A 24,469-nucleotide genomic window follows, 5' to 3' on the forward strand; every position below is an offset into this window, starting at 1 on the left:
ATGGCGTTGTCATTAAAAAGGTTAAGCCCGAGCTGGACCTGTAAAGCTTATTCTAAACTCCCCGAGCTCATTTTTCCTTAATATTCAGATCCAGCTGTCGACTAGTCTTTTGGGGTTTCATTTGCAAGGGGAGGTATTCATTACGAGCCCAAAGCGCGCTCATATTGCGGTAGAGCTTGTTCTGTACCCAGCCAGATTGTCCAGTTTGATTGATAAATAGGGATTGATCTAAATCAGACAGGTCGTAGATCGTGCGAAGGCTGGGAGCCTGCTTGGTTTCAAAAGGATTGTCTGCCCTGAGAAGTTCAAGGCGTCCCACATTGACACTAAAGCTATCTCCAGGAAAAGCTTGCGTTAGGTTGAAGAAACTTCCCAGTAGCGGGACCTTGCTCAAAGGACGATGCTCTGAAACTGCAATGTGCGCATTACCCCAAGCCCAATTTTTAGGATTGTTACCAAACTGCCCGCTCAGCTGCTCCAGGGCTTTACCAAATGCAGCATTGGAGGCATCGGCACAACTTTCGATCTGTTCAGTTTGGGGGTCGTTACACCAAGGGCTATTGGGATTTTGTATTTGCAATATCAGTGGATGCCTAAAGCTACGTGCACCATAATTTTCTGTAAACAAATAACCCAAACGTGAAAATAGTTTGCGAGACAACTGATCAGCCCAAGCATTAAAAATCAGGGCGCTAGCGCTGTCGATTTTCATATCGCCATCAAAGTTTTTGCTGAGTTCAATAGCTTCTTGCGCCAGAGGGTGGGTTGATTGAACCGACTTAAATAATTCCAATAATGGCGTTGCACCCAAAGAGAGGGTATCTGCTTGCATGGACTTCATGGAAGCAAAGTCATGTACTGATTTGCCTTTAATTAACTCCACAATTCTGTCGTAGCGAGTTGGTAGATCCCAGTCACCAGTGAGTGGATTTGGATCATTGTGGGCTAATATTTTTTGATTAGCAGTGGCAAGCCAATTTGTGTCTGGGTTATTGCTGCTAGGTAACTGGTCAAAGGGAACGTATCCAGTCCAGTCATATTGCTTCTCCCAGCCCAGTGCTGGTGCTACCCCATATAGCCCATGATGCAAAGTACGCTTGGGTGCAACACCTGCCACCTGAAAAGAAATATTGCCATCGATATCAGCCATCACTACGTTTTGCATTGGCGCGTAGTTTTTGCGGAGTGCTTGCTTGAATGTATCCAAGTCCTTGGCGTGATTCATATCCAGTAAGCCGGCAACGGATTGGTTTTCAACATCCAGCGCAGTCCAGCGCAAAGCCAGGACAAATCGATCAGTATCTATTGCCCGTTTGGCTCGTGCATAAGATTCAGAAATCACTGGGCCATGCCGAGTCTCTTTGACCAAAAAGCGAAGAGGAAGCTCGCCTTTGATATCGATCATTTCTTGGCGAACTTTAAAGGGGAGTGGACCTTCTGGGCCCCGATATAGACCGGGGTTTTTTGCATCTAACTCTTCTATATACAAATCTTGTACATCTGGGCCGGTATTGGTAAAGCTCCATACGAACTTATCAGTTCTGCCCAACACCACAGCCGGAATGCCAGGAAGGGTTGCGCCAATGACATTCAGACCTGGAGCCTCCAAATGAGCCATGTACCAAATTGCAGGTGCCGATAAGCCTAGATGAGGGTCGTTGGCCAGCAGAGGTTTTCCGGATGCGGTCAGCTTGCCGTTCAGAGCCCAGTTATTGGAACCAATGCCGTCCTTTCCACCTGGAACTTCGTTAATAGTCAATTCAGTGGCTGGTAGCTTCTTGGACTTTTGATCTCGTGTCAGTGGATTGGGATTAAAAACCTTAATGTCTTGATACATTTTGGCAAAGTCAACATTGCTCACTGGCTCATCTGGCGTATATGCCGGCATGACTTCCCATACTTGCTTCGTAGTTAAAAACTGGGAGAGCTCTAGACGTTGCAATTCTTTATGCCAATTACCACCCAGATCGAGTGCCATCATCAACATCCACGCTACGCTATCGGTGGGTGACCAATGACCTGGTTTGGATCCAGTTAAAAAGTATTCAACTGGAAGCGCCCACCCAAGGTGATTGTTGCCGGCATTGACCCCATCTGCATAGGATTGCAGCAAGCGCTTGGTAGCAATGGGGTAGCGATCAAACTGTTTCTCAGCGGCATTCTTAATGCCCAGCGTCCGAATAAATCGATCGATTGCCAAGGTTTCTTTTCCAAGAATTTCAGAGAGGCGACCACTTGATAGTCGGCGATTAATTTCCATTTGCCAGGAGCGTTCGCTGGCATGTAAATAGCCTAAGGCAAAGAGTGCATCAGTAGAGGTTTTTGCCTGAATGTGGGGAATATCGCTCTCATCAAAAGTGATCGAGACAGAATCCCCCAAAGTTTTGATAATTCGCTTGCCAGAAGGATTGGTTTGAGCCGAGAGCAAATAAAATAGGCTTACTCCAGCAATGAAGACAAAAGCCACTAAGCTTAGCCAAAAGACGGCTCTAAATAGGGTTTTAAGACCTGGATTTGCTGTGGATATTTTCATGGGAATAGTTTAGTGGGTTTGCCGGCGCAAGAGCCTAAGCTTGATGAAAACAGGCTTCCCGTCTGGGATAGGTCTCGCATGCTAAAATTTTGTTTGTCTTGATTTATTTAGTACGGCTTTATTGCTCGTGCGAGCCCGAGTGGTGAAATCGGTAGACACAGCAGATTTAAAATCTGCCGACTCAAAAAAGTCGTGCCGGTTCGATTCCGGCCTCGGGCACCAATCGATTGATTTCAGGCATCCTTGAAATATCTCCATTTCCTTTTCTTCTTTTTATTTGCTGCCCCCGGTTTGGCTGCAGAACCCTTGAGTTTTGTTTGCGAGCGTTCGGAAAAGAATTACACCGAAACCTACGAATTCAAAGTTATTCCCGCTTCAAAAAATCAGAAGGCTAAAGCCTTTGTTGATGATCGAGATTTGGATCAGTCTAATGAGTTAGGCAGGCAAGCCGTTAAAGGCGTTTTAATCACCGAATCTACAGTCTTGGTTTCTATAGACGCATATTTCCTACCAGAGAGTTTTGATGGTGTGCAGTATGGAGCGGGTACGGTAATCACGGTGATTGCGATCAATCGCGCCACTGGTCAGCTCAGAAAATCGGAGACCATCAAAGGCGGAATTCTCTCGGCATCGCTAGGAGAGGGTACGAAGACCTACCAAGAGCAATGCACAACTACTAAAAAACCTTAGTTAGGCTCTGTTACAAACCCCAACTTTGTTAAACCTGCTCGACGTGATGCAGCTAGGACTTGAGCAACGTATTCATACTTCACAGATTTATCTGCGCGCAAATTGATTTCAGGTTGCGGTTCTTTTTGAGCGGCTTTTTCAGCATAGCCATCAAACGTCTTCAAATCAATCGGCGTGCTATTCCAAAATATTTGACCTTTAGCATCAATCGAGAGTTGTACTGATTCTGGCTTTACTTCGTTACGTACGCTATTTGCTTTGGGTAGCTCAACCTTAACCGCCTGCTGAATCACTGGCAAAGTAATGATGAAAATAATTAAGAGCACCAACATGACGTCCACCATTGGTGTCATGTTGATTTCGGCCATGATGCCGCTTTCCTCTTGATCGTTCTGAAGATTAAAGGACATATTTATTCTCCGGACTTCACGCGGGCGCCAGTCACAAAGTAAGCAAGAAGGTCATTGCCAAAACGATTTAGATCGGCAAGCAATAATTTATTGGCGCGATTAATTGCATTAAAGCCCAGCACGGCTGGGATCGCCACCGCTAAACCCAGGGCAGTCATGATGAGTGCTTCACCAATAGGGCCGGCAACTTGATCAATTTGCGCGCTACCCGAACTGCTGATTGCAATCAAGGCGTGATAAATGCCCCACACGGTTCCGAACAATCCAATAAATGGTGCAGTTGCTCCGGTTGAGCCTAAAAAGGTAAGGCCTTTTTGAAGCTGGGCAGCAATGCCATCAATACTGTTCTTTAAGCTTCTTGCCATCCACTCAGAGTAATTCAATGTTTGCAGGAGTTCGCGATGATTAGTTGATTGGCTTTGATGGTGGGTAGAGGCGCCACTAGCAGCTTTGGCAATCTGGTAATAAGGATTGCTGGCGTGGCTAGTGAATGCACTGAGACCTTGGTCATATGAAGTGGCACGCCAAAATTGCTCGAGCTCAGGCTTCAGTTTTCGCAGATTGCGTAAGTCCCAAAAGCGGGATAGCAAAATTACCCAGGTCACAATCGAGCAAATGAGCAGTGCAATCGCCACAAAGCGAGTAATTGCATCGCCCTCGAGCCAGAGATTTGCTAAGCCAAATGGTGTGTTCATAATATTAATTCTTTAAATTAAATTTAATTAAAAGGTTGGTAGAAATTCTTTGGGGCGAGCCATTTACTACAAATGGTTTAAAGCGATAACGACGACCGATCTCAGTTGCTGCTCGATCCAATCTTGGAAAGGAGCTTGAGCGTAATAAAGCAACATCCTCAACACTACCCGACTCATCAATGATCAATCGAACTACTACTTCACCTTGCTCGCCTGATCTCTTCGAAAAAGAAGGGTAGTAGGCATCTGCGTCAGGCTGATAGACGACAACCAGTTTACCAATGTCAGTCTGAATGGGTGTGCCGCTCGATCCAGAGGTGGTTGCTGGTGCAACGGTGGCATTCGGAGCCTGTGACTCACTTTTAGATTGCTGAGGTGTGGGAGGGGTGGGAGCCTGCTGCTGAGTTTGTGGTGGAGTTGGTGCTTGCGTGGATTTCTCATCCACCGTTTTCTTCTTTTGCTCTTGTTTAGGTTTTGGTGGGGGCGCAGCTGGAGCGGCCTGGGGCTGTTTAGCCGCCTCTGGGCTCACGAGATTGGCCATTACTCGCGCATCATCTAAATTGTTATCAGTGTCCGGCTTCATACCACTTTGAAAGCCGATTAAAAAAAGCAGGTGAAGGGCAATAACAATGCCAATGATGATGCGATCGGTTTTCTCGAATGGTATTCGGGAGTTCAATTGATTTAAGAAAGTGCCCATTAAAAAGTGCTCACCAATTGAGACTCAATAGCGTGCTCATCTAAGTCGGACTGCATGAGCTCTTGCGCCATGTGATGTAAGAGTTCTGCATCTTTACTGCTGATAAATCGAATAGAGCCACATTTACCATCGGCCAAATGGGTGCCTTGTGCCTCCAACCTTCTTTTGAGTTGGCGCACTACCGCATCACTGGTGTCTATCAAATTGATCGAATCCCCTAGCAATTTACGTATCGCTTTTCGTAAGAAGGGGTAGTGTGTGCAACCTAAGACCAGGGTATCTGCCCCAGCATCCTGAATCGGCTCAAGATGTTCAGCAAGCAGCTCCAATGTTGCTTCACCGTTAGCTTGGCCTGCTTCAATTAGGGGAACCAAGCCCGCGCCAGCTTGTTTAATGAATTGACAGTTGGGAAGGGTGGCTAGTAGGGCGCTAAATTTATCACTCTTCAGGGTGGCTTCCGTAGCAAGAACGCCAACTACGCCATTTTCGGACTGCATTGCGGCTGGTTTAATTCCTGGCTCTACGCCGATGATCGGAATATGGCTAAGTTCATTGCGAATATGCGCTATGGCTTCAGCTGTTGCTGTATTGCATGCCACCATAATTGCATCACAACCTTGAGCTGCTAAGTATTGACAGAGCTCCATGCTGCGAGAGGCAATCCACTCGCTAGACTTTTCTCCATAGGGCGCATTAATGGAGTCTGCTAAATAAATATAGTCATGCTCGGGAAGCTGGCGCAGAGCCTCATCCAAAATGGATAAGCCTCCAACCCCAGAATCAAAAACTCCGATGAGTGCCAAGTAAAGTTCGCTTAACTAACGCTAGCCAATGAAATAAACGACTTAAGCAATCTTGACTGGAATTCCGCCAATCTTTGCTTGCCATTCTTTCGGGCCGGTCTCATGCATAGAGATACCTGCAGAGCTCACGGCTACCGTCACCGGCATATCTTTGACATCGAACTCATAAATGGCTTCCATACCTAGGTCAGCAAAGCCAACTACCTTTGCTGTCTGAATCGCTTTAGAAACTAAGTAAGCAGCGCCACCAACTGCCATGAGATAGGCGGACTTGTGTTTCTTAATTGCTTCGATTGCAGTTGGACCCCGTTCTGCTTTACCAATCATGGAGATTAAGCCTGTTTTCGCAAGCATCATCTCAGTGAATTTATCCATGCGGGTGGATGTAGTCGGGCCGGCTGGACCAACGGCTTCGTTGCCCACTGGATCAACTGGACCAACGTAATAGATCACTCGGTTCTTAAAGCTGACGGGCAATTCTTCACCCTTAGCAAGCATGTCCTGAATGCGCTTATGAGCAGCATCACGACCAGTCAAAATTTTGCCATTGAGGAGGAGTGTTTCACCTTCTTTCCAGCCGGCCACTTCTTCGGCAGTCAAGGTATCCAAGTTCACACGCTTGGATTTTTTGGTGTCTGGAGTCCAGGTCACATCTGGCCAGTCAGATAAGGAAGGCTTTTCTAAGATCGCCGGGCCATCGCCATGCAGGTGGAAATGTACGTGACGGGTCGCGGCACAGTTCGGGATCATCGCCACCGGCAAGGAAGCAGCATGTGTTGGGTATTCCATGATCTTGATATCGAGGACAGTAGCTAAACCACCGAGGCCTTGTGCACCAATACCGAGCTTATTGACCTTCTCATATAGCTCTAAGCGTAGTTCTTCGGCTCGAGTCTTGGCGCCGCGTGCGATCAATTCTTGAATATCTACTGGACCCATCAGTGATTCCTTGGCCATCAACATGGCTTTTTCTGGGGTACCGCCAATACCAATACCCAGGATGCCAGGAGGACACCAGCCTGCACCCATGGTTGGAACAGTCTTGAGCACCCAGTCCACGATGGAGTCGGAGGGGTTAAGCATGACCATCTTGGCTTTGTTTTCGGAGCCACCACCTTTGGCGGCGCAAATCACCTCAACATCATCGCCTGGGACGATTTCGTAATGAACGACAGCAGGGGTGTTATCCCCTGAATTTTTACGTTTACCAGCGGGATCCGTCAAAACTGAGGCGCGCAATGGGTTGTCTGGGTTCATATAAGCCCGACGCACACCCTCATTCACCATCTCAGTAACGCTCATGGTGGCGTCACCCCATTGGACATTCATGCCAATTTTGAGGAAAACGACTGCGATACCAGTGTCTTGGCAAAGGGGGCGATGACCTTCTGCGCACATCCGACTATTGGTCAAGATCTGAGCGATTGCATCCTTAGCTGCAGCTCCTTGCTCTAACTCATAAGCCTTACCCATGGCGGAGATGAAGTCCTTTGGGTGATAGTAAGAAATGAACTGGAATGCGTCTGCAACGCTTTGAATGAGGTCGTTTTGTTTGATATTTGTCATGGTTTTAGGCTTAATTTATAAGGTTTCTTCTATTTTAAGGGTTTGCCATAGAGCAAATCCAGCGTGTTTTCACTTATCTTATTAGCTCTTGGGGGTGTATTCCCCTAACTCTGCGCTTTTTTTGCGGAAAAAGACGACTGATTATTGAATAGAAGGGCTGTGAAGTATGGAACCATTGATGCAAGAAAACCGCGTATTTAACCCACCAGCAGACTTTGTTAAATCTGCCGCCATTCCTGGAATGGAAGCTTACAACAAGCTTTGTGCTGAAGCTAATAGTGATTATGACGGTTTCTGGGGTCGTCTTGCAAAAGAAAACATTTTCTGGAAAAAGCCTTTTACTAAAGTTCTTGATGAATCCAAAGCGCCTTTCTACAAGTGGTTTGAGGATGGCACAACCAATGCTTCGTACAACTGTTTAGATCGCCAAGTTGAAAATGGTCTTGGTAATAAGACTGCGATTATTTTTGAAGCTGATGATGGTTCAGTTACCAATGTAACTTACCAAGATTTGTTGGATCGCGTTTGCAAAATGGCAAATGCACTTCGCAAAATGGGCATCAAGTCTGGTGATAGCGTCATTATTTATATGGCAATGACTATCGAAGGCATTGTTGCGATGCAGGCTTGTGCCCGTATCGGCGCAATCCACTCTGTAGTGTTTGGCGGATTCTCTGCTCAAGCCTTGCGTGACCGCATTATTGACGTAGGTGCAGTTGCAGTGATTACTGCTGATGGACAATTCCGTGGCGGCAAGTCATTGCCCTTAAAAGCCATTTGTGATGAGGCACTCTCAACAGGCGAGTGCGGCAAGGTTAAGCATGTCATCGTAAACAAGCGTACTGGCAGTGATATCACCATGACAGCGGGTCGTGATGTTTGGATGCAAGAGATTGTTGCTAATGAATCCACTACTTGCGAGCCAGAGTGGGTTAGCGCTGAGCATCCACTGTTTATTCTTTATACATCAGGTTCAACAGGTAAACCAAAGGGTGTGCAGCACTCTACAGGTGGCTACCTCTTGTGGGCGATTCTCACAATGAAGTGGACCTTTGACATTAAGCCAAATGATGTCTTCTGGTGTACTGCTGACATCGGCTGGGTAACAGGTCACTCCTATATTACTTATGGCCCACTCGCAGTTGGCGCTACTGAGATCGTATTTGAAGGTGTTCCAACTTATCCGAATGCTGGACGTTTCTGGGACATGATCCAAAAACACAAAGCAACAATTTTCTATACAGCTCCAACTGCAATTCGCTCATTGATTAAGGCATCTAGCAATGATCCAGCAGTGCATCCAAAGAGCTATGACTTATCTTCATTGCGTCTCTTGGGTTCTGTAGGTGAGCCAATTAATCCAGAAGCATGGATGTGGTACTACGAGAATGTGGGTGGCTCACGTTGCCCAATCGCAGATACCTTCTGGCAAACCGAAACTGGTGGCCATATGATTTCACCATTACCAGGTGCGACTCCGATGATCCCGGGTTCTTGCACATTGCCATTGCCAGGTATTCAGGCGGCGATTGTGGATGAGGCTGGTGTAGATGTTCCGAATGGTCAAGGCGGCATCTTGGTTGTTAAGCGTCCTTGGCCTTCCATGATTCGTACAATCTGGAATGATCCGGATCGTTTCGTGAAGTCGTATTTCCCAGAAGAGTTGGGCGGCACCTTGTATCTAGCCGGTGACGGCGCAATCCGCAATAAAGAAACTGGTTACTTCACGATTACTGGTCGTATCGATGACGTGTTGAACGTTTCTGGTCATCGCATGGGCACGATGGAAATCGAATCTTGCTTGGTTGCTAACCCATTGGTTGCTGAAGCTGCGGTAGTTGGTCGTCCTGATGACATGACTGGTGAAGCAATTTGTGTATTCGTGGTGCTCAAAGGCGGTCGCCCAACAGGTGATGAAGCCAAGAAGATCGCGACCGAGTTGCGTAACTGGGTAGGTAAAGAGATTGGACCGATTGCTAAACCTAAGGACGTACGCTTTGGTGATAACTTACCTAAGACCCGTTCTGGCAAGATCATGCGTCGCTTGCTGCGAGTGATTGCTAAAGGTGAAGAGGTTACTCAAGATACTTCAACCCTCGAGAATCCAGCAATTTTGGAGCAGCTCAAAGAGTCTGTTTAAGCAACTCAGCATGCTTTTAGAGGCAAACCCTTCCGGCAAACGTATAATCAATGGCTGTACGGAAGGGTGGATGAGCGGTTTAAGTCACACGCCTGGAAAGCGTGCGTAGGTTAATAGCCTACCGCGGGTTCGAATCCCGCCTCTTCCGCCAGTAGTTTGAAACCACCTTCGGGTGGTTTTTTCATTGCTTTTTTCTGATTTTGGCCCTAAATCTGCAGCACTTATTCATTTATTTAAGTCTTCAACCCCCTGTTTTTAATCAAAAAATGGGGTTTTTGATATTTTTGTTGCATTGCCGCAAATAATTCTTGCAGTGCAATAAAAAACTTTTTACAATGGTGCATCGCAATAAATTTTATCAATTTAAAAAGTTAGGAAAAAATCATGTTCCAGAATCAATTAAACGACCAACTCTCACAAGCTCAAGCTAAAGCTGTTGAAAACGCTAAGTACTTGGCTCAAGTAGCTGTTGAAAGCGCAAAAGAATTAGCCGAAATCAACCAAGCTGCTGCTAAAGATGCTTTAGTTGTTGCTCAAGATGCAAGCGCACAATTGTTGGCAATCAAAGATGCACAACAGTTAGCAAAATTGGCTCAGCCAGAAACTGCACAAGAAGCTGCTAAGTACGCTGCTGCTTACCAAGCTAAAGTAAACAAAGTTGTACGTAACGGTAACAAAGAAGTTGCTCAAGTAGTTGAAGCTTCTATTGATGACGCACGTGCTGACATGGTTAAGTTTGTTAAAGAAGCTACTAAGACAGCTCCTGCTGGTTCTGAGGCATTTGTTTCTGCATTCAAAACTGCATTTGAAACTTCACTCCAACAGTTTGACCAAGTTCGCGCTTCAGCAACTGACGCTTTCGCAAACTTTGAGAAAAGTGTTGACGCTGCATTGGCTAACATGCAAGGCCAATACGCTGTAGCTAAGCCAGCTGCTAAAAGCCGTAAAGCTGCTTAATTCGTTTTAAAAGCTTTGCACGAGAAACCGCCTTCGGGCGGTTTTTCTATTTCTACTTGCCGTAAGATCACTGTACTCAATCAAGAATGGAGAAACACATGATCTTTGCAATCCTTTTAATGGATCGTCCTGGTACTGCAGAGTTACGCATCCAAGTGCGACCAGAGCATCGCGCCTATTTAGGTCAGCTGGCCGACAAGATGGCTTTTGCTGGCCCATTAACATCGGAAGATGGCAAGACCACGGTTGGTAGTTTGTTGGTGATGGATTTTCCGAGTAAGGCAGACGTTGAGGCCTGGTTGGCAAATGAGCCCTTCACTAAAGCAGGTGTCTACGAAAAACCAGTCATTCATGCATTTAATAATGGATGGACGCAAAAGGTGGGATTCCCGCCGGCAGTCTAAATACAATTTGGTATTTACTCTTGAGATCTAGGCGATTGCAATGATGATGTCCCCCCGGTTTTTAACAATACGCATTTGCTTACTCCGCATTGCTGGAGCGATGGGTGCGTTGATATTTTTATTCTGGGTCGCTTGCCATCTTTGGGTCCCAGGCGCCATCAGGAGTGCGACTGAGTCTTACAGCAAAAAGATCGGTTATGAAATTGGCTATCAAGATCTCAGTATTTCACCATTGCGATTACGCATTGAGATTGACGGTTTACAGATAGTAGATGGACAGCGGAGGCAGTTACTTGGGATCAAAAAATCAGTGCTCATGCTGAAGTGGTCCCGCCTCGTGATTGGTGAGGCGGGATTTGATGAGATTCTTTTTGCTGAACCCAGCATGCTGCTTGAGAAGCGAGGCACTAAAGGCAATTCATCTCAATGGAATTGGCAAGAATTCATTACTGCTATTACACGCAATTTACCAACAGCAGATCCAACTGCACCTAAAAAGAATCTCAAAATTTCAGTTGATGAATTCATGGTCTCGAACGGCTCATTCGAAGTATCGGATTCCAATTCCAATGTGCATGAGCGATTCAAGTCGTTTTCTATAGAGTTACGTGACATCGCAAACTACGATAAACAGGGCGATGTGAATGGGGTTCGTGGTGAGTATGGCTTAAACCTCGGCGCTCTGAGTTTTACTTTGCCTGGCCTGAATAAGAAGATCTCTTTTGGGCGCGTTGCCATCAAAGGGGCGTTGGATAATCCTTCGCCAGATGCGATCGGAGCTCAGATTGATTTAGAGATTGATCATGGGCGCATTCATTCCCGCTGGGACTTAAAGGCTGATAAATCAATCGTCGGTAAGGTGCAGGTAGAAAATCTCTCGATCACACCTTTTATTGGATTGCTGCCGGCCAATAAAGACCTGCAAGCTCAGGGCGGAGTGATTCAATCTGAATTAGAGGTTAGTTTGAAGGGTGATGAACTAACGATATCTGGATACTTGCACTTGCTGGATGTTGATTTGCTAGAGCAGGGACAAAAACAATCGCTGGTGAAGTGGAAGTCGGGGGATATTAATCAATTTACTTATCGAAGTTCCAAAGCCTCTGGATCTAGTCTTTCAATTAATGAGCTGTCAATAAGAGAGCCGATGCTCCAGTTTGAAATTGATGAAAAAGGCTTCTCCAACTTCAGGCGCTTATTTGCTAAGCCAATCACAGAGAGCCCTGAGGTAGAGAAGTCGCCTTTAGCGGTAAAAGAAAAATCATCTTTCGCTCTTGATATCAAGACATTCAGACTGAGTGAAGGTGAAATGCAATTTGCTGATCTAGCTATGAAGCCTAATCTCAAAATCAATTTGAGGGGCTTCAATGCCAATTTTGCAAACGTCAGCAACCTTCCCAATCATTTGGCGTCGATGGCTGTAAATGGGGTCTTAGCTGGATCTGGATCAATGCGGGGTCATGGTCGGATTGCATTTGATGACCCACGTCGTAACAACGACCTCACTCTGAGCTTTAAAAATGTTCCGCTAAATGCATTTAATCCTGCAGTCATGACCTTTGCTGGCTATCAAATTACTAGCGGTAGAGTGAATTTGAATTTGCATTACAGCGCAAAGGATGCTGAACTAAAGGGTAGCAACCAAATTGTTATCAAGAAGATCCAGCTTGGAGAAGAGGTGGCTGATTTTCAGGGCAAAAAACTACCTCTGGGTTTAGCAATTGCTTTGCTTGAAGATTCTGACGATACGATTGATATCACGATCAATATTGCTGGAAACGTAGATTCACCAGAATTCAGTGCAAGTGGTTTGGTATGGCAGGCAATTAGCAATGTGCTTACCAATGTTGCCACCGCACCATTTAGAGCCTTGGGCGCGCTCTTAGGGATGGGTGCCAATGATGGTGTTAATGCGGTTCAAGGTGAAGCGGTATTTTTGCCGCCAGATCAAGATCGCTTAGAAAAGTTTGGTGATTTTCTGGCTAAAAAACCTCATGCAACTCTAGAGCTCGCAGGAACTTATGATCTCGAGGCAGACAAAGCCGCTTTTGCGCGGGCTACCGCAAATTTTGCAATTCTTAAAGCGGCTGGAATCCCTATTTCTCCTGGTGACGCAATCCCTGCGCCTGATTTCTCTGATGTAAGAGTGCAGTCTGGCTTGAAGTCGGTTTACGCTCAATATCTCGGTAGGATCAAATTGGGTCAGCGTTTAATTACTCTGCCAGATGGTGAGGTACGTAATGAGCAACTGCACACAGAGCTCATCGCTAGCATTCCTGTAACGGATGAGGATTTAAAGGGTTTGGCCACCAAGCGAGCTAAGCTGGCGAAAAGTCTCATGGTGAAAGGCAATCCCGACCTCAACGATCGTATTGGTTTGGGCGAGGTCAAAATTGTTAGCGCGGGGAGGGATGGCATTCCTCTCGAAGTTGAGCTCAGAATCAAGTAGACTTGAGGTATGAATTCAACTACATTGCGCCCTTTAGCCATTCTTGCTACCGTTACCGCCATCTCATTAACTGGATGCGGCTCTATTGAGTCTGCCGCTCAAGATGACTGCACTTCCATTGGTTGGCAAATAGGTAGCAAAGGTTACAACGATTGCTTTAAGGCGCGTGTCTATGAGCGTAAGTTGGACTACTCCCTTCCTCCTGGCGATAAGCCTTCACCATCAGTCATTTAATCTAGGGTTTACCCTTAATAAATTCACTTGAGCTCCGTCAAGGACTTGAGTGTGGAAATAACCCAAAATCGAACGAGATTTTGGGAATTTCCTATATATAGCGCAATCATTCACCGCACGCTATTTCAGGCATTCTCATGCAGGGCCTTGGATATATAAAAACAGCATCATTATTGCGACTAGAAATTAGAGACTAAAACTATGAATCACCCAAAACCTTCCGGAGAAATCAAGGCCGTTGCTGTTGCAACAGCGGATGATTTAAGGGAAACCATTCGTCGCAAAAGCAAACTTAAAGGTCGTCAAGCAGATGACGCGTCATTAGCAGAGGTTCGCCAGTTGATTGGTGCTGCAGCGGATCGTCGCGATTTACTGATTGAAAATCTACACAAGCTGAATGATGAGTACCGTGCATTACATGATCGTCATTTAGTTGCCCTGGCAAAAGAAATGAATTTGCCGATGGCTGAAGTCTATGAAGTTGCCACCTTCTACCATCACTTTGAAGTGGTGCGTGGGAATGATCCTGTGGCTGATATCACTGTACGGGTATGCGACGGTATTGCTTGTGAGTTAGGTGGAGCACAAAACCTATTGGCAAAGTTGCCTGCAATCTTAGGGAATCCCAAGGTTAAAGTAATCGCTGCGCCTTGTGTGGGGCGTTGTGAGCAAGCTCCAGTGGCGGTAGTGCATCAGTACCCAGTATTGTTCGCAACTACCGATAAAGTTGCTGCCGCCGTCAAAAATAATCTGACTACTCAGCCGATGGCCAAGGACAGTGCTAACTTTGATCCTGCAGCATTAGCAGAAAAAGGTGTTTCTCCTCAAGGCGAGAATCAAGTTGTTTCGCCAGACTATGTTGGCTACGAATCCTATCGTGCACAAGGTGGTTATGCATTAGCAAAAGATCTAGCTGAAGGAAAGAAGGATGCTGAGAGCGTCATCAAGGCAATGGAAAGTTCTGGTCTGCGTGGTCTTGGTGGAGCGGGTTTCCCAGCAGGGCGCAAGTGGCGTATTGTGAAAGATCAAGCAGCGCCTAAACTCATGGCCGTCAATATTGACGAAGGTGAGCCAGGAACATTTAAGGATCGCACCTACTTAGAGCGTGATCCACATCGATTTTTGGAAGGCTTACTCATTGCTGCCAATGTAGTGGGCATTGATGCTTGTTATATTTACTTGCGTGATGAGTACCATGGTTGTCGTGAATTACTCGAAGTAGAGTTAGCCAAGCTCAAAGCTAATCCCCCATTTAAATTGCCATTGATTGAATTGCGTCGTGGTGCAGGTGCTTACATTTGCGGCGAAGAATCTGCCATGATTGAAAGTATTGAAGGGAAGCGCGGTGAGCCGCGTATGCGTCCCCCGTACATTGCTCAGGTTGGACTGTTTGGCCGTCCCACACTGGAGCACAACTTTGAAACTCTCTACTGGGTGCGCGATATTGTTCAGCGCGGTCCAGAGTGGTTTAGCTCTTATGGTCGCCATGATCGTAAAGGTTTGCGCAGCTATAGCGTCAGTGGTCGCATCAAGAATCCAGGTGTGAAGTTGGCTCCAGCTGGTATTACTATTCAGGAGCTCATTGATGAGTACTGTGGCGGTATGCAAGATGGCCACAAATTTTATGGCTACCTACCTGGCGGCGCATCAGGCGGTATCTTGCCGGCAACCATGAATGACATTCCACTCGACTTCGATACATTGCAGCCTTATGGCTGTTTCATTGGTTCTGCTGCTGTGATGGTGTTCAGCGACAAAGACAAGGCGCGCGATATGGCGCTCAATGTTATGCACTTTTTTGAGCATGAGAGTTGTGGTCAATGCACCCCATGTCGTGTGGGAACCAGTAAAGCTGCCAAGCTCATGCAATCTCAATCTTGGGATCAAGAAACTCTGGAGGACTTGGCAACTGTGATGGTTGATGCCTCTATTTGTGGTCTGGGCCAAGCTGCACCAAATCCTATTCGCTGTATTGCTAAATATTTCCCGGAAGAAGTTAAGTAAGGAAGTTTGCTTAATAAAAGTACATAAAAATCAGGGAACAACGAGACAAATATGAACGCACCAGTAAACCCAAAAGAACTTGAATTACAAACTGTCGAGTTCAAACTAGACGGACAAACCATCGTTTCTTACGAGGGTGAGACTATTCTCAAGGCTGCTAAACGACATGGCATCGACATCCCACATCTGTGCTTCAAGGATGGCTACCGTCCAGATGGTAATTGCCGCGCTTGCGTTGTAGAGATTAACGGTGAGCGTACCTTGGCTCCTAGTTGCTGCCGTAGCGCAACCCCTGGAATGGATGTGAAGGCGAATAGCGAGCGTGCCCTTAAGAGTCAAAAGCTTGTGCTGGAAATGTTGTTATCCGATATGCCTGACGAAGGATTTAAGTGGGTAGGCGATAGCAAAGAAGAAGAGCAAAAAAATCAACATGGCGAGCTCAGCACCTGGGCGGCTCGCATGGATGTCACAGTACGTCCAGAGTTAAAAGCTCTGCGCCGTGAAAAAGTCAGCAATGACGTCTCTCATCCAGCGATGGCCGTGAACTTAGATGCGTGTATTCAATGCAATCGTTGCGTGCGTGCTTGTCGTGAAGAGCAGGTGAATGATGTGATTGGCTACGCAATGCGTGGCGCACATAGCGAGATCGTATTTGATCTCAATGATCCAATGGGTGATAGCACTTGCGTAGCCTGTGGTGAATGTGTTCAAGCTTGCCCAACCGGCGCACTCATGCCAAAGGGATTAATTGGCTCACAAACTGTAGATCGCAAGGTAGATTCAGTCTGTCCTTTCTGTGGCGTCGGTTGCCAAATTACGTACAACGTAAAAGATGAAAAAATTGTGAGCGTTGAGGGTCGTGATGGCCCAGCTAATCACAACCGTCTCTGCGTTAAAGGTCGCTTTGGCATGGATTACATCCATAATCCACAGCGCTTAACCAAACCGCTGATTCGTAAAGCAGGTGTGGCTAAGGACGAAGCTTTGCTAGAAGGTAAGCAGGATTGGTCTGATATCTTCCGTGAAGCGACATGGGATGAGGCGCTTGAAGTTGCGGGTGGTGGTCTGAAAAAACTCAAAGACCAATACGGTAATAAAGTATTGGCTGGTTTTGGTTCTGCCAAAGGCAGCAATGAAGAAGCCTACTTATTCCAAAAACTCGTACGTACAGGTTTTGGTAGCAATAACGTTGACCATTGCACGCGTCTGTGCCACGCATCATCTGTTGCTGCGCTATTAGAGGGTGTTGGTTCTGGCGCTGTAAGTAACCAGGTGAATGATGTTGAGCACTCTAGCTTGATCATGCTCATTGGTTCTAATCCAACTGCAAACCATCCAGTAGCAGCTACATGGTTTAAGAATGCAGCAAAACGTGGCGCTAAGATTGTTTTGTGCGATCCACGTAAGACCGAAATCAGCAAGCACGCCTGGCGCACCATGCAGTTCAAGCCAGATACTGACGTAGCAATGCTCAATGCCATGATCTTCACGATCATTGAAGAGGGTCTAGTTGATAAAGACTTCATCAAGAACCGATCTAACAATTTCGAGGCACTTAAAGAAAATATCAAAGGCTATAGCCCCGAAGCTATGGCGCCACTCTGCGGCATTCCGGCAGAGACCTTGCGGGAAGTGGCTAGAGAATTTGCTACTACCAAATCCGCCATGATTTTGTGGGGCATGGGCGTCAGTCAGCACGTTCACGGAACTGACAATGCCCGCTGCTTAATTGCTTTAGTTAGCATCACCGGTCAAATTGGTAAACCTGGATCTGGCTTGCATCCACTGCGCGGACAAAATAACGTCCAGGGCGCTAGTGATGCTGGTTTGATTCCGATGATGTTCCCGAACTACCAACGCGTTGACAACCCAGAAGCGCATGCATGGTTTGAGAAGTTCTGGGATACGCCATTGGATAAGAAGCCCGGCTATACCGTAGTCGAAATCATGCATAAGATCACTGCGCCTGATAGCGATCCAGATAAGATTCGTGGCATGTATGTCGAAGGTGAGAACCCGGCGATGAGTGACCCTGATTTGAATCATGCACGCCATGCTCTGGCTTCACTTGATCTCTTGGTCGTGCAGGATATTTTCATGACCGAGACTGCTTTGCTGGCTGACGTCGTATTGCCAGCAAGCGCTTGGCCAGAGAAGGTTGGCACTGCAAGCAATACAGATCGAATGGTACAGATGGGTAAGAAAGCGATTAACCCTCCAGGAGATGCTAAGCCTGATCTGTGGATTATTCAGGAGATTGCAAAGCGCATGGGCTTGAACTGGAACTACCAAGGTCCAGATGATGGTGTTGCAGAGGTGTATGACGAAATGCGTCAAGCAATGCATGCAGCCATCAACGGTATCACTTGGGAGCGCCTAGAAAAAGAATCTAGCGTGACATACCCATGTTTATCTGCAGAGGACCCAGGCCGTCCAATCGTGTTTGATGATAACTTTGCCACCCCAGACGGTAAGGTGAAGTTGGTGCCGGCCGATATCATTCCTGCGAATGAGCGCCCAGATGCAGAGTACCCATTTGTGTTGATCACGGGTCGTCAGTTAGAGCATTGGCATACCGGCAGTATGACTCGCCGTGCCACTGTACTTGATGCAATTGAGCCAATGGCTACTGTGTCGATGCATGGTGAAGATATGACTCAACTCGGTGTATCTGCTGGCGATGTGATTACGGTTCAATCTCGTCGTGGAGAGGTAGGCATTCATGTCCGTAGAGATGATGGCACTCCACGTGGCGTGATCTTTATTCCGTTTGCTTATTATGAGGCTGCAGCCAACCTCATTACTAACTCCGCTTTGGATCCGTTTGGCAAGATTCCGGAATTCAAGTATTGCGCAGTCAAACTCGCTAAAGGCGGTCAGGCAGCTCCAGTAATGGGCTATGGTACCAATGACCCTGAGCGGCAAAAAACTGCCACGGCATCATAAGTAGCGTCTTGGCTAAATCAACAAAGCCCCTATTCCTAGGGGCTTTGTTGTTCTGGCCAGCTAAAAGTACCCATTTATAGATTGCCCTTTAGAATTAACCCTCTATGGCCAGTTCAAAACCCCAAACTTCAGCAGCTAATCCTAAGGCAGAATTACCCGTCCTAATTATTGGTGCGGGTCTAGCTGGCTTAACTGTTGCTCTGCATATGGCGGAGACGCAGCCAGTGATTGTGATGGCGAAGCGGGGGTTGGGAGAGGCTGCAACTGCTTGGGCGCAAGGGGGTATTGTTGGTGTAGTTGATAAAGAGCACGATAGCATCGATGCCCATGTCAATGACACCTTAGATGCAGGTGCTGGCCTTGTGGTGGAATCTACTGCGCGATACATTGCGGAAGAAAGTGCCGAAGCTATTCGTTGGTTGGTTGAGCAGGGCGTCCCGTTTACTGCTGATGAGGCCGGTCCAATGGGCCTACATCTTACGCGTGAGGGTGGGCATAGCCAACGTCGCATTGCTCACGTAGCTGATGCAACCGGTAAAGCGATCCATGAAGTACTCCTGGATAAAGCGCGATCCCATAAAAATATTCAGTTGCTTGAACATTGGATTGCTTTAGATCTGATTACCAATCGCCACTTAGATGCGAAGACGCAACGCACCAAGCCGAATCGTTGCTATGGAGTGTATGCCCTCGATATTAAAAACAATCGAGTAGAGACCATTGAAGCTAAGTCGGTGGTATTAGCTACTGGTGGTGTTGGTAAGGTCTATCGATATACCAGCAACCCTGATACCGCTACAGGCGATGGCATCGCTATGGCGTGGCGTGCAGGTTGCCGTGTCGGTAATATGGAATTTATTCAGTTTCATCCAACATGCTTGTATCACCCCAGTGACCGAACCTTTTTGATTACCGAGGCGATGCGTGGTGAGGGTGGTTTACTCAAGTTACCAAACGGTACTCGATTTATGCCAGAGCATGATGAGCGGAATGAGTTAGCTCCTCGTGACATTGTTGCTAGGGCGATCGACTTTGAGATGAAGAAACACGGCTTAGATTATGTGCATCTGGATGCTACCCATTTAGGTGAAGAATTTATTAAAGAGCATTTCCCGATGATCTATGCGCGCTGTATGAGCTTAGGTCTAGATATTACCAAAGAACCTATTCCGGTAGTGCCTGCTGCACATTACACCTGTGGTGGCGTGGTAACTGATCTCAAGGGGCGCACTGATTTGGCTGGTCTCTATGCAGTTGGTGAGGCAACCTATACTGGGCTGCATGGAGCCAACCGCCTAGCTAGTAACTCCTTGCTCGAGTGTGTAGTGATCGGCAAAGCCGCTGCCGAAGATATCTCATTGCTCAAGACTCCTGTGATGCCCAATTTACCTTTATGGGATGAAAGTCAGGTAGAAGATGCAGATGAGCAAGTGGTGATTGCCCATAATTGGGATGAGCTACGTTCATTGATGTGGAATTACGTTGGTATCGTGAGAACCAATAGACGCCTAGAGCGTGCATTACACCGCATTAAGCTGCTCAGATACGAAGTTCAAGAATATTACGCTAACTTTAAAGTGACGCGCGACTTAATTGAGCTTCGTAATCTTCTGGAATGCGCGGAATTGATTGTGAGATCGGCTCTGATGCGCAGAGAAAGTAGGGGGCTGCATTACAGCCGTGATTATCCAGGTACTTGGGCAGTGTCTTATCCGACTATTCTGACCCCTCAAGCTGAGGGTACATCGGAAAATCCTGAGACTTGATCATTTCTTGATGGCGGGTGCAGCATGAAGGCTTAAGCCCAATGCAGCAATAACTTTCAGTATGGTGTCAAAGCCTGGACTTCTCTCGCCAGAAAGTGATTTATATAAGCTCTCTCTTGTCAGGCCCGAATCTTTAGCAACTTGAGTCATCCCTTTGGCTCTTGCAATGTCACCTAGTGCCTTAGCAATAAAAGCGGCGTCACCATCTGCCTCTTCTATGCAAGCCTCTAGGTAGGCGGCCATTTCTTTTGGGGTGCGAAGATGCTCAGCGACATCATATGGGGTTGTGATTGTTCTTTTCATGATATTTATTTATAAATTTCTCGCTAAACGTTGAGCTAGTTTGATATCTCTGGCTTGTGTTTTCTTATCTCCGCCCAATAAAAGAATGGTGAGTGTCTGACCATGTTTGGTGTAATACACCCGATAACCAGGACCAAAATCAATCTTCATCTCGAATACCTTTTCACCTACAGATTCAGCATTACCTGGATTTCCTTCGGATAGCCTTTTGATTCTTGCCTGCATCTTTGCTCTTGCCAACAAATCAAATAAGTTATCTAGCCAAACTATGAATTCTTCAGTTTTTCTAATTTCGATCATGCGTTAGTGTATCCATTAGGATACACTAAGTCAAAGAATGGTCTTGATGTATACATGGAAATAGGGCGATTGGCTTACAAAACCCTCATTGAGAAATCTACCGCCTTAATATCTTTGGTTAGTTTTCCTAGAGAGATGCGATCAACCCCAGTGGCAGCAATGGCGCGCATTTGATCTAGGTCGATACCACCAGAGGCCTCTAGTAAGGCGCGACCATTGGTAAAAGCCGCAGCTTCTTTCATTTGCTCTGTGGTGAAGTTATCAATCAAGATACTTTTTGCACCTGCATCTAAGGCTTCTTTTAGCTCTGCAAAGTTTTCTACTTCCACCTGAATATCCACACCAGAATTTAAAGCTTGCGCAGCTTTTACTGCAGCTGCAACACCCCCTGCAGCAGCAATATGATTCTCTTTAATCAAGATGCCATGCCAAAGTGCAAGACGTTGGTTTTGACCGCCACCTACCCGTACTGCATATTTCTGCGCCTGACGTAAGCCGGGAATTGTTTTGCGTGTATCGAGCACTGCACAACCATTTGGATTTGGGCTGACACCTGCAATTGCATCAACGTGTTGACGCGCAATACTGGCAGTCCAGGACAGTGTTTGCAAAAAATTAATGCAGGGGCGCTCAGCAGATAGTAGCGCTCGAGAATTTGCTTCAATATCGCAGACCTTGGTATCGGGCTTCATCATGTCGCCCTCTAGATAATGCCAAGTCACTGTTGCCGAGGGATCTAATTTTTTGAGAGTGCCATCAAACCAGTCAACTCCACACAGCACAGCCTGCTCCCGAACAATTAGTTGAGCATGAACAGATTTACTGGGGACGAGTTGGGCAGTCCAATCACATTTACCAATATCCTCCATCAGCGCATCAGCAATATTGCGTTGACGCGCTTGCTCTAAGGTTTCGTTGTAATCAAACATGCTATTCAATCAAAAAAGGCTAATAAGAAAAATCCAGGCCCGCTTAGGCTGCGCCAATGTTCTTAACAAAACCATGTTGGGCTTTAGCAAGTAGGTCAGGATGATTTTGTGTGAAATCTAGCATACGCTCAATGCAGCCTAAGGCTTTAACTCGCACTTTTTCATCAATTGTGATTTCACCGGAAGCATTTTCAAGGCAATCCAAAATTCCTTGCAAGCCATTCATGGCCATCCAAGGGCAATGAGCACAGCTTTTGCAGGTAGCACTGTTGCCAGCAGTAGGAGCTTCAATCAGGATTTTATTGGGTGCGAGTTGGCGCATGCGATGCAAGATGCCATTGTCTGTAGCCACAATATATTCAGTGGCAGCGCCCTCTACTACAGCCTTAATCATTGCGGAAGTAGACCCAACTACATCTGCTAGATCTACCACTGCCTGAGGGGATTCAGGGTGCACCAAAATCATGGCATTGGGATGACCAGCTTTGAGCATTTCTAATTCAACAGCTTTAAATTCATCATGAACAATGCAGGCGCCATTCCACAACAACATATCAGCACCAGTTTGCTCTTGAATGTATCGACCTAAATGGCGATCGGGGGCCCAGAGAATTTTCTTACCCTCAACTTTAAGTTGATGAACGATCGCTAACGCGCAAGAACTAGTCACCATCCAATCGGCTTGTGCTTTAACTGCAGCACTTGTATTAGCATAGACAACGACAGTGCGATCGGGATGCAGAGCTCTAAATGCTGCAAAATCAACGGCATCACAACCTAAATCTAAGGAGCAAGTCGCATCGAGATCTGGCATGAAGACACCTTTTTCGGGACTCAGAATTTTTGCTGACTCCCCCATAAAGCGCACCCCAGCCACAATCAAATTCTTAGCAGGGTGATTCTTGCCAAAACGGGCCATCTCTAAAGAGTCGGCAACAAAGCCGCCAGTCTCCATGGCAAGATCTTGAATATCCCCATCGACATAGTAGTGGGCAACTAATGCGGCATCCTTCTCAATCAGCAATTGCTTGATGCGAGCAATGACAGCTGCTTTTTCAGTGCCATGAAGTTGTGGCGGTGTTTTAGCCCAAGCTTGGGCGGTGCAGGTAAGCCCGGCAGCATCTTGCTGAGGATAATCAAAAGCGATAGGGGAGCTAGCAGTGGAAGTCATGAGTCATTTTATCTTTAGTTGAGCAAGCGCATACCCTCAACTTACCGATCTAAAACGGCAGTTTTGCTTCTGGTTTAGCAGCTAGTAGTACAGCCTTAAATTCCGCCTGGATACGTTTAATAGCCACTTCGCTGTCTGCCTCAAAACGCATCACAACTACTGGAGTGGTGTTAGATGGTCTAGCCAGTCCAAAGCCATCAGCATATTCCACGCGTACACCATCAATCGTATTGATCGACTCTGATGTCGGGAACTTTGCATTGGCTTTAATAGTTTCTAGCAAGGCAAAGGGCTCACCTTCAGCACAAGCCAGTTGGAGCTCTGGAGTGCAAATCGCGTTTGGCAAATGATTGAGAGTATCGCTCGGATTATTTTCCTTACTCAGGATTTCTAGAAGACGAGCACCTGTATATAAGCCATCATCAAATCCAAACCAACGGTCTTTAAAGAAAATATGACCACTCATCTCGCCAGCCAATGGGGCGCCAGTTTCTTTCAGCTTTGCCTTAACCAGAGAGTGACCAGTTTTCCACATAATGGGCTCGCCACCATGTTCTTTTACATAGGTAGCTAAATTACGAGTGCACTTCACATCGTAAATAATTTGACCGCCAGGATTGCGGCTGAGAACGTCTTTTGCGAAGAGCATCATTTGACGGTCCGGGAAAATGACTTGACCATCTTTAGTTACTACACCCAGGCGATCAGCATCCCCATCAAAGGCAAGGCCTAATTCATTATCGGTAGTCTGTAGGTTCTTAATCAGATCTTGTAGGTTTTCGATATGCGCTGGATCTGGATGGTGATTAGGAAAATGACCGTCTACCTCACAGAATAATTCTTGAACTTCGCAACCCAAGGCTCTAAATAGTTTTCCCGCAAAAGCGCCACCCACACCATTGCCACAATCGACAGCAATCTTCATGGGTCGAGCCAGCTTGATATCCCCCACAATGTAATTTAAGTACATCGGGAAAATATCAAATGTGCTACGTGTTCCTTTACCGGTAGCAAATTGCTTGGCTTCAATGCGTTTGCGCAAATCCTGAATCTGTTCGCCGTAAATCGCAGATGTGCTCAGAACCATTTTGAAGCCGTTGTAATTTGAGGGATTGTGGCTGCCGGTAATCATGATGCCGGACTTCGGTGTTTTGCCATCAATAGTGTGATTGGCAGCAAAGTACACCATCGGCGTAGCCACCATACCCAAATCAATCACATTGATACCGGTGGAAAGTAAGCCTTCTGTTAATGCCTCAATCAAGCTAGGACCAGACAGGCGGCCATCGCGACCGATGACGATGTCAGTTTCACCAAGTTCCCGCATTTCAGTGCCAAAAGCTTGACCAATTAATCTGGCGATAGAGGGATCTAAGGTCTCGTCAATAATGCCGCGAATGTCATATGCTTTAAAAATGGATGGAGACAATTGCATTGCAGATCTTTCGGTAAGGATGCCCAAGAATTGC

Annotated in this window: 20 protein-coding genes and 2 tRNA genes; 11 read left to right on the forward strand and 11 right to left on the reverse strand. The window is 46.6% G+C overall.

Annotated elements, in window-relative coordinates; all coding sequences use genetic code 11:
- Positions 1-67: 67 nt before the first annotated feature.
- On the reverse strand, positions 68-2,533 hold the full coding sequence (locus FD971_RS03580) for a penicillin acylase family protein (RefSeq protein WP_215334735.1): 2,466 nt from the start codon (positions 2,531-2,533) through the stop codon (positions 68-70).
- A 133-nt stretch (positions 2,534-2,666) separates the two neighbouring features.
- Between FD971_RS03580 and FD971_RS03585 the strand changes: the two genes are divergently transcribed.
- Positions 2,667-2,755: transfer RNA gene (locus FD971_RS03585), tRNA-Leu, on the forward strand.
- 21 nt (positions 2,756-2,776) lie between these two features.
- Positions 2,777-3,223, forward strand: coding sequence for a hypothetical protein (locus tag FD971_RS03590; protein ID WP_251368672.1), 447 nt, complete (start codon positions 2,777-2,779; stop codon positions 3,221-3,223).
- Here FD971_RS03590 and FD971_RS03595 read toward each other — a convergent pair.
- From FD971_RS03595 to FD971_RS03615, 5 genes are read right to left on the reverse strand one after another with little or no spacing between them, the layout of a single operon-like run.
- Positions 3,220-3,633: a biopolymer transporter ExbD gene (locus FD971_RS03595; protein ID WP_215334736.1), complete on the reverse strand. Its 414-nt coding sequence runs from the start codon at positions 3,631-3,633 to the stop codon at positions 3,220-3,222. The two genes, FD971_RS03590 and FD971_RS03595, sit on opposite strands and share 4 nt — an antisense overlap.
- Positions 3,634-3,635: 2 nt before the next feature.
- A complete protein-coding gene (locus tag FD971_RS03600; protein ID WP_215334737.1) occupies positions 3,636-4,328 on the reverse strand; it encodes a MotA/TolQ/ExbB proton channel family protein in 693 nt (230 codons plus the stop codon).
- Positions 4,329-4,332: 4 nt separating this feature from the next.
- The gene (locus FD971_RS03605) at positions 4,333-5,028 is read right to left on the reverse strand and encodes an energy transducer TonB (protein ID WP_215334738.1); all 696 of its coding nucleotides are present in this window, start codon (positions 5,026-5,028) and stop codon (positions 4,333-4,335) included.
- The gene (gene murI, locus FD971_RS03610) at positions 5,028-5,831 is read right to left on the reverse strand and encodes a glutamate racemase (RefSeq protein ID WP_215334739.1); all 804 of its coding nucleotides are present in this window, start codon (positions 5,829-5,831) and stop codon (positions 5,028-5,030) included. Before murI ends, FD971_RS03605 begins: the two co-directional genes overlap by 1 nt.
- A gap of 42 nt (positions 5,832-5,873) precedes the next feature.
- Positions 5,874-7,397, reverse strand: coding sequence for a fumarate hydratase (locus FD971_RS03615; RefSeq protein WP_215334740.1), 1,524 nt, complete (start codon positions 7,395-7,397; stop codon positions 5,874-5,876).
- Between the two features lie 166 nt (positions 7,398-7,563).
- Between FD971_RS03615 and acs the strand changes: the two genes are divergently transcribed.
- From acs to nadB, 9 genes are all read left to right on the forward strand, one after another.
- Complete coding sequence (gene acs, locus FD971_RS03620) at positions 7,564-9,537, forward strand: acetate--CoA ligase (RefSeq protein WP_215334741.1); 1,974 nt, start codon at positions 7,564-7,566, stop codon at positions 9,535-9,537.
- A gap of 60 nt (positions 9,538-9,597) precedes the next feature.
- Positions 9,598-9,688: transfer RNA gene (locus FD971_RS03625), tRNA-Ser, on the forward strand.
- 233 nt (positions 9,689-9,921) lie between these two features.
- The gene (locus FD971_RS03630) at positions 9,922-10,494 is read left to right on the forward strand and encodes a phasin family protein (RefSeq protein WP_215334742.1); all 573 of its coding nucleotides are present in this window, start codon (positions 9,922-9,924) and stop codon (positions 10,492-10,494) included.
- A 98-nt stretch (positions 10,495-10,592) separates the two neighbouring features.
- Positions 10,593-10,898: a YciI family protein gene (locus FD971_RS03635; RefSeq protein WP_215334743.1), complete on the forward strand. Its 306-nt coding sequence runs from the start codon at positions 10,593-10,595 to the stop codon at positions 10,896-10,898.
- Between the two features lie 40 nt (positions 10,899-10,938).
- Positions 10,939-13,347: a DUF748 domain-containing protein gene (locus FD971_RS03640; RefSeq protein WP_251368673.1), complete on the forward strand. Its 2,409-nt coding sequence runs from the start codon at positions 10,939-10,941 to the stop codon at positions 13,345-13,347.
- Between the two features lie 9 nt (positions 13,348-13,356).
- Positions 13,357-13,581, forward strand: coding sequence for a hypothetical protein (locus FD971_RS03645; protein WP_215334744.1), 225 nt, complete (start codon positions 13,357-13,359; stop codon positions 13,579-13,581).
- A 201-nt stretch (positions 13,582-13,782) separates the two neighbouring features.
- Positions 13,783-15,585: an NADH-ubiquinone oxidoreductase-F iron-sulfur binding region domain-containing protein gene (locus FD971_RS03650; RefSeq protein ID WP_215334745.1), complete on the forward strand. Its 1,803-nt coding sequence runs from the start codon at positions 13,783-13,785 to the stop codon at positions 15,583-15,585.
- 51 nt (positions 15,586-15,636) lie between these two features.
- Positions 15,637-18,531, forward strand: a complete 2,895-nt coding sequence (fdhF, locus tag FD971_RS03655; protein WP_215334746.1) for a formate dehydrogenase subunit alpha — start codon at positions 15,637-15,639, stop codon at positions 18,529-18,531.
- 104 nt (positions 18,532-18,635) lie between these two features.
- On the forward strand, positions 18,636-20,297 hold the full coding sequence (nadB, locus tag FD971_RS03660) for an L-aspartate oxidase (RefSeq protein ID WP_215334747.1): 1,662 nt from the start codon (positions 18,636-18,638) through the stop codon (positions 20,295-20,297).
- On the opposite strand, the gene FD971_RS03665 is transcribed toward nadB, so the two are convergent.
- The 5 genes from FD971_RS03665 to FD971_RS03685 form a co-directional block, all read right to left on the reverse strand.
- Positions 20,298-20,600, reverse strand: a complete 303-nt coding sequence (locus FD971_RS03665; protein ID WP_215334748.1) for an addiction module antidote protein — start codon at positions 20,598-20,600, stop codon at positions 20,298-20,300.
- A 9-nt stretch (positions 20,601-20,609) separates the two neighbouring features.
- A complete protein-coding gene (locus tag FD971_RS03670) occupies positions 20,610-20,900 on the reverse strand; it encodes a type II toxin-antitoxin system RelE/ParE family toxin (protein WP_215334749.1) in 291 nt (96 codons plus the stop codon).
- A gap of 74 nt (positions 20,901-20,974) precedes the next feature.
- On the reverse strand, positions 20,975-21,829 hold the full coding sequence (gene nadC, locus FD971_RS03675) for a carboxylating nicotinate-nucleotide diphosphorylase (protein WP_215334750.1): 855 nt from the start codon (positions 21,827-21,829) through the stop codon (positions 20,975-20,977).
- Between the two features lie 43 nt (positions 21,830-21,872).
- Positions 21,873-23,000 carry a quinolinate synthase NadA gene (gene nadA / locus FD971_RS03680; protein ID WP_215334751.1) on the reverse strand — a complete coding sequence of 376 codons (1,128 nt, stop codon included), beginning with the start codon at positions 22,998-23,000 and terminating at the stop codon, positions 21,873-21,875.
- Positions 23,001-23,049: 49 nt separating this feature from the next.
- Positions 23,050-24,435 carry a phosphomannomutase/phosphoglucomutase gene (locus FD971_RS03685; RefSeq protein WP_215334752.1) on the reverse strand — a complete coding sequence of 462 codons (1,386 nt, stop codon included), beginning with the start codon at positions 24,433-24,435 and terminating at the stop codon, positions 23,050-23,052.
- Positions 24,436-24,469: the final 34 nt, after the last annotated feature.

This window comes from Polynucleobacter sp. AP-Ainpum-60-G11 (assembly GCF_018688375.1).
Taxonomy (GTDB): domain Bacteria; phylum Pseudomonadota; class Gammaproteobacteria; order Burkholderiales; family Burkholderiaceae; genus Polynucleobacter.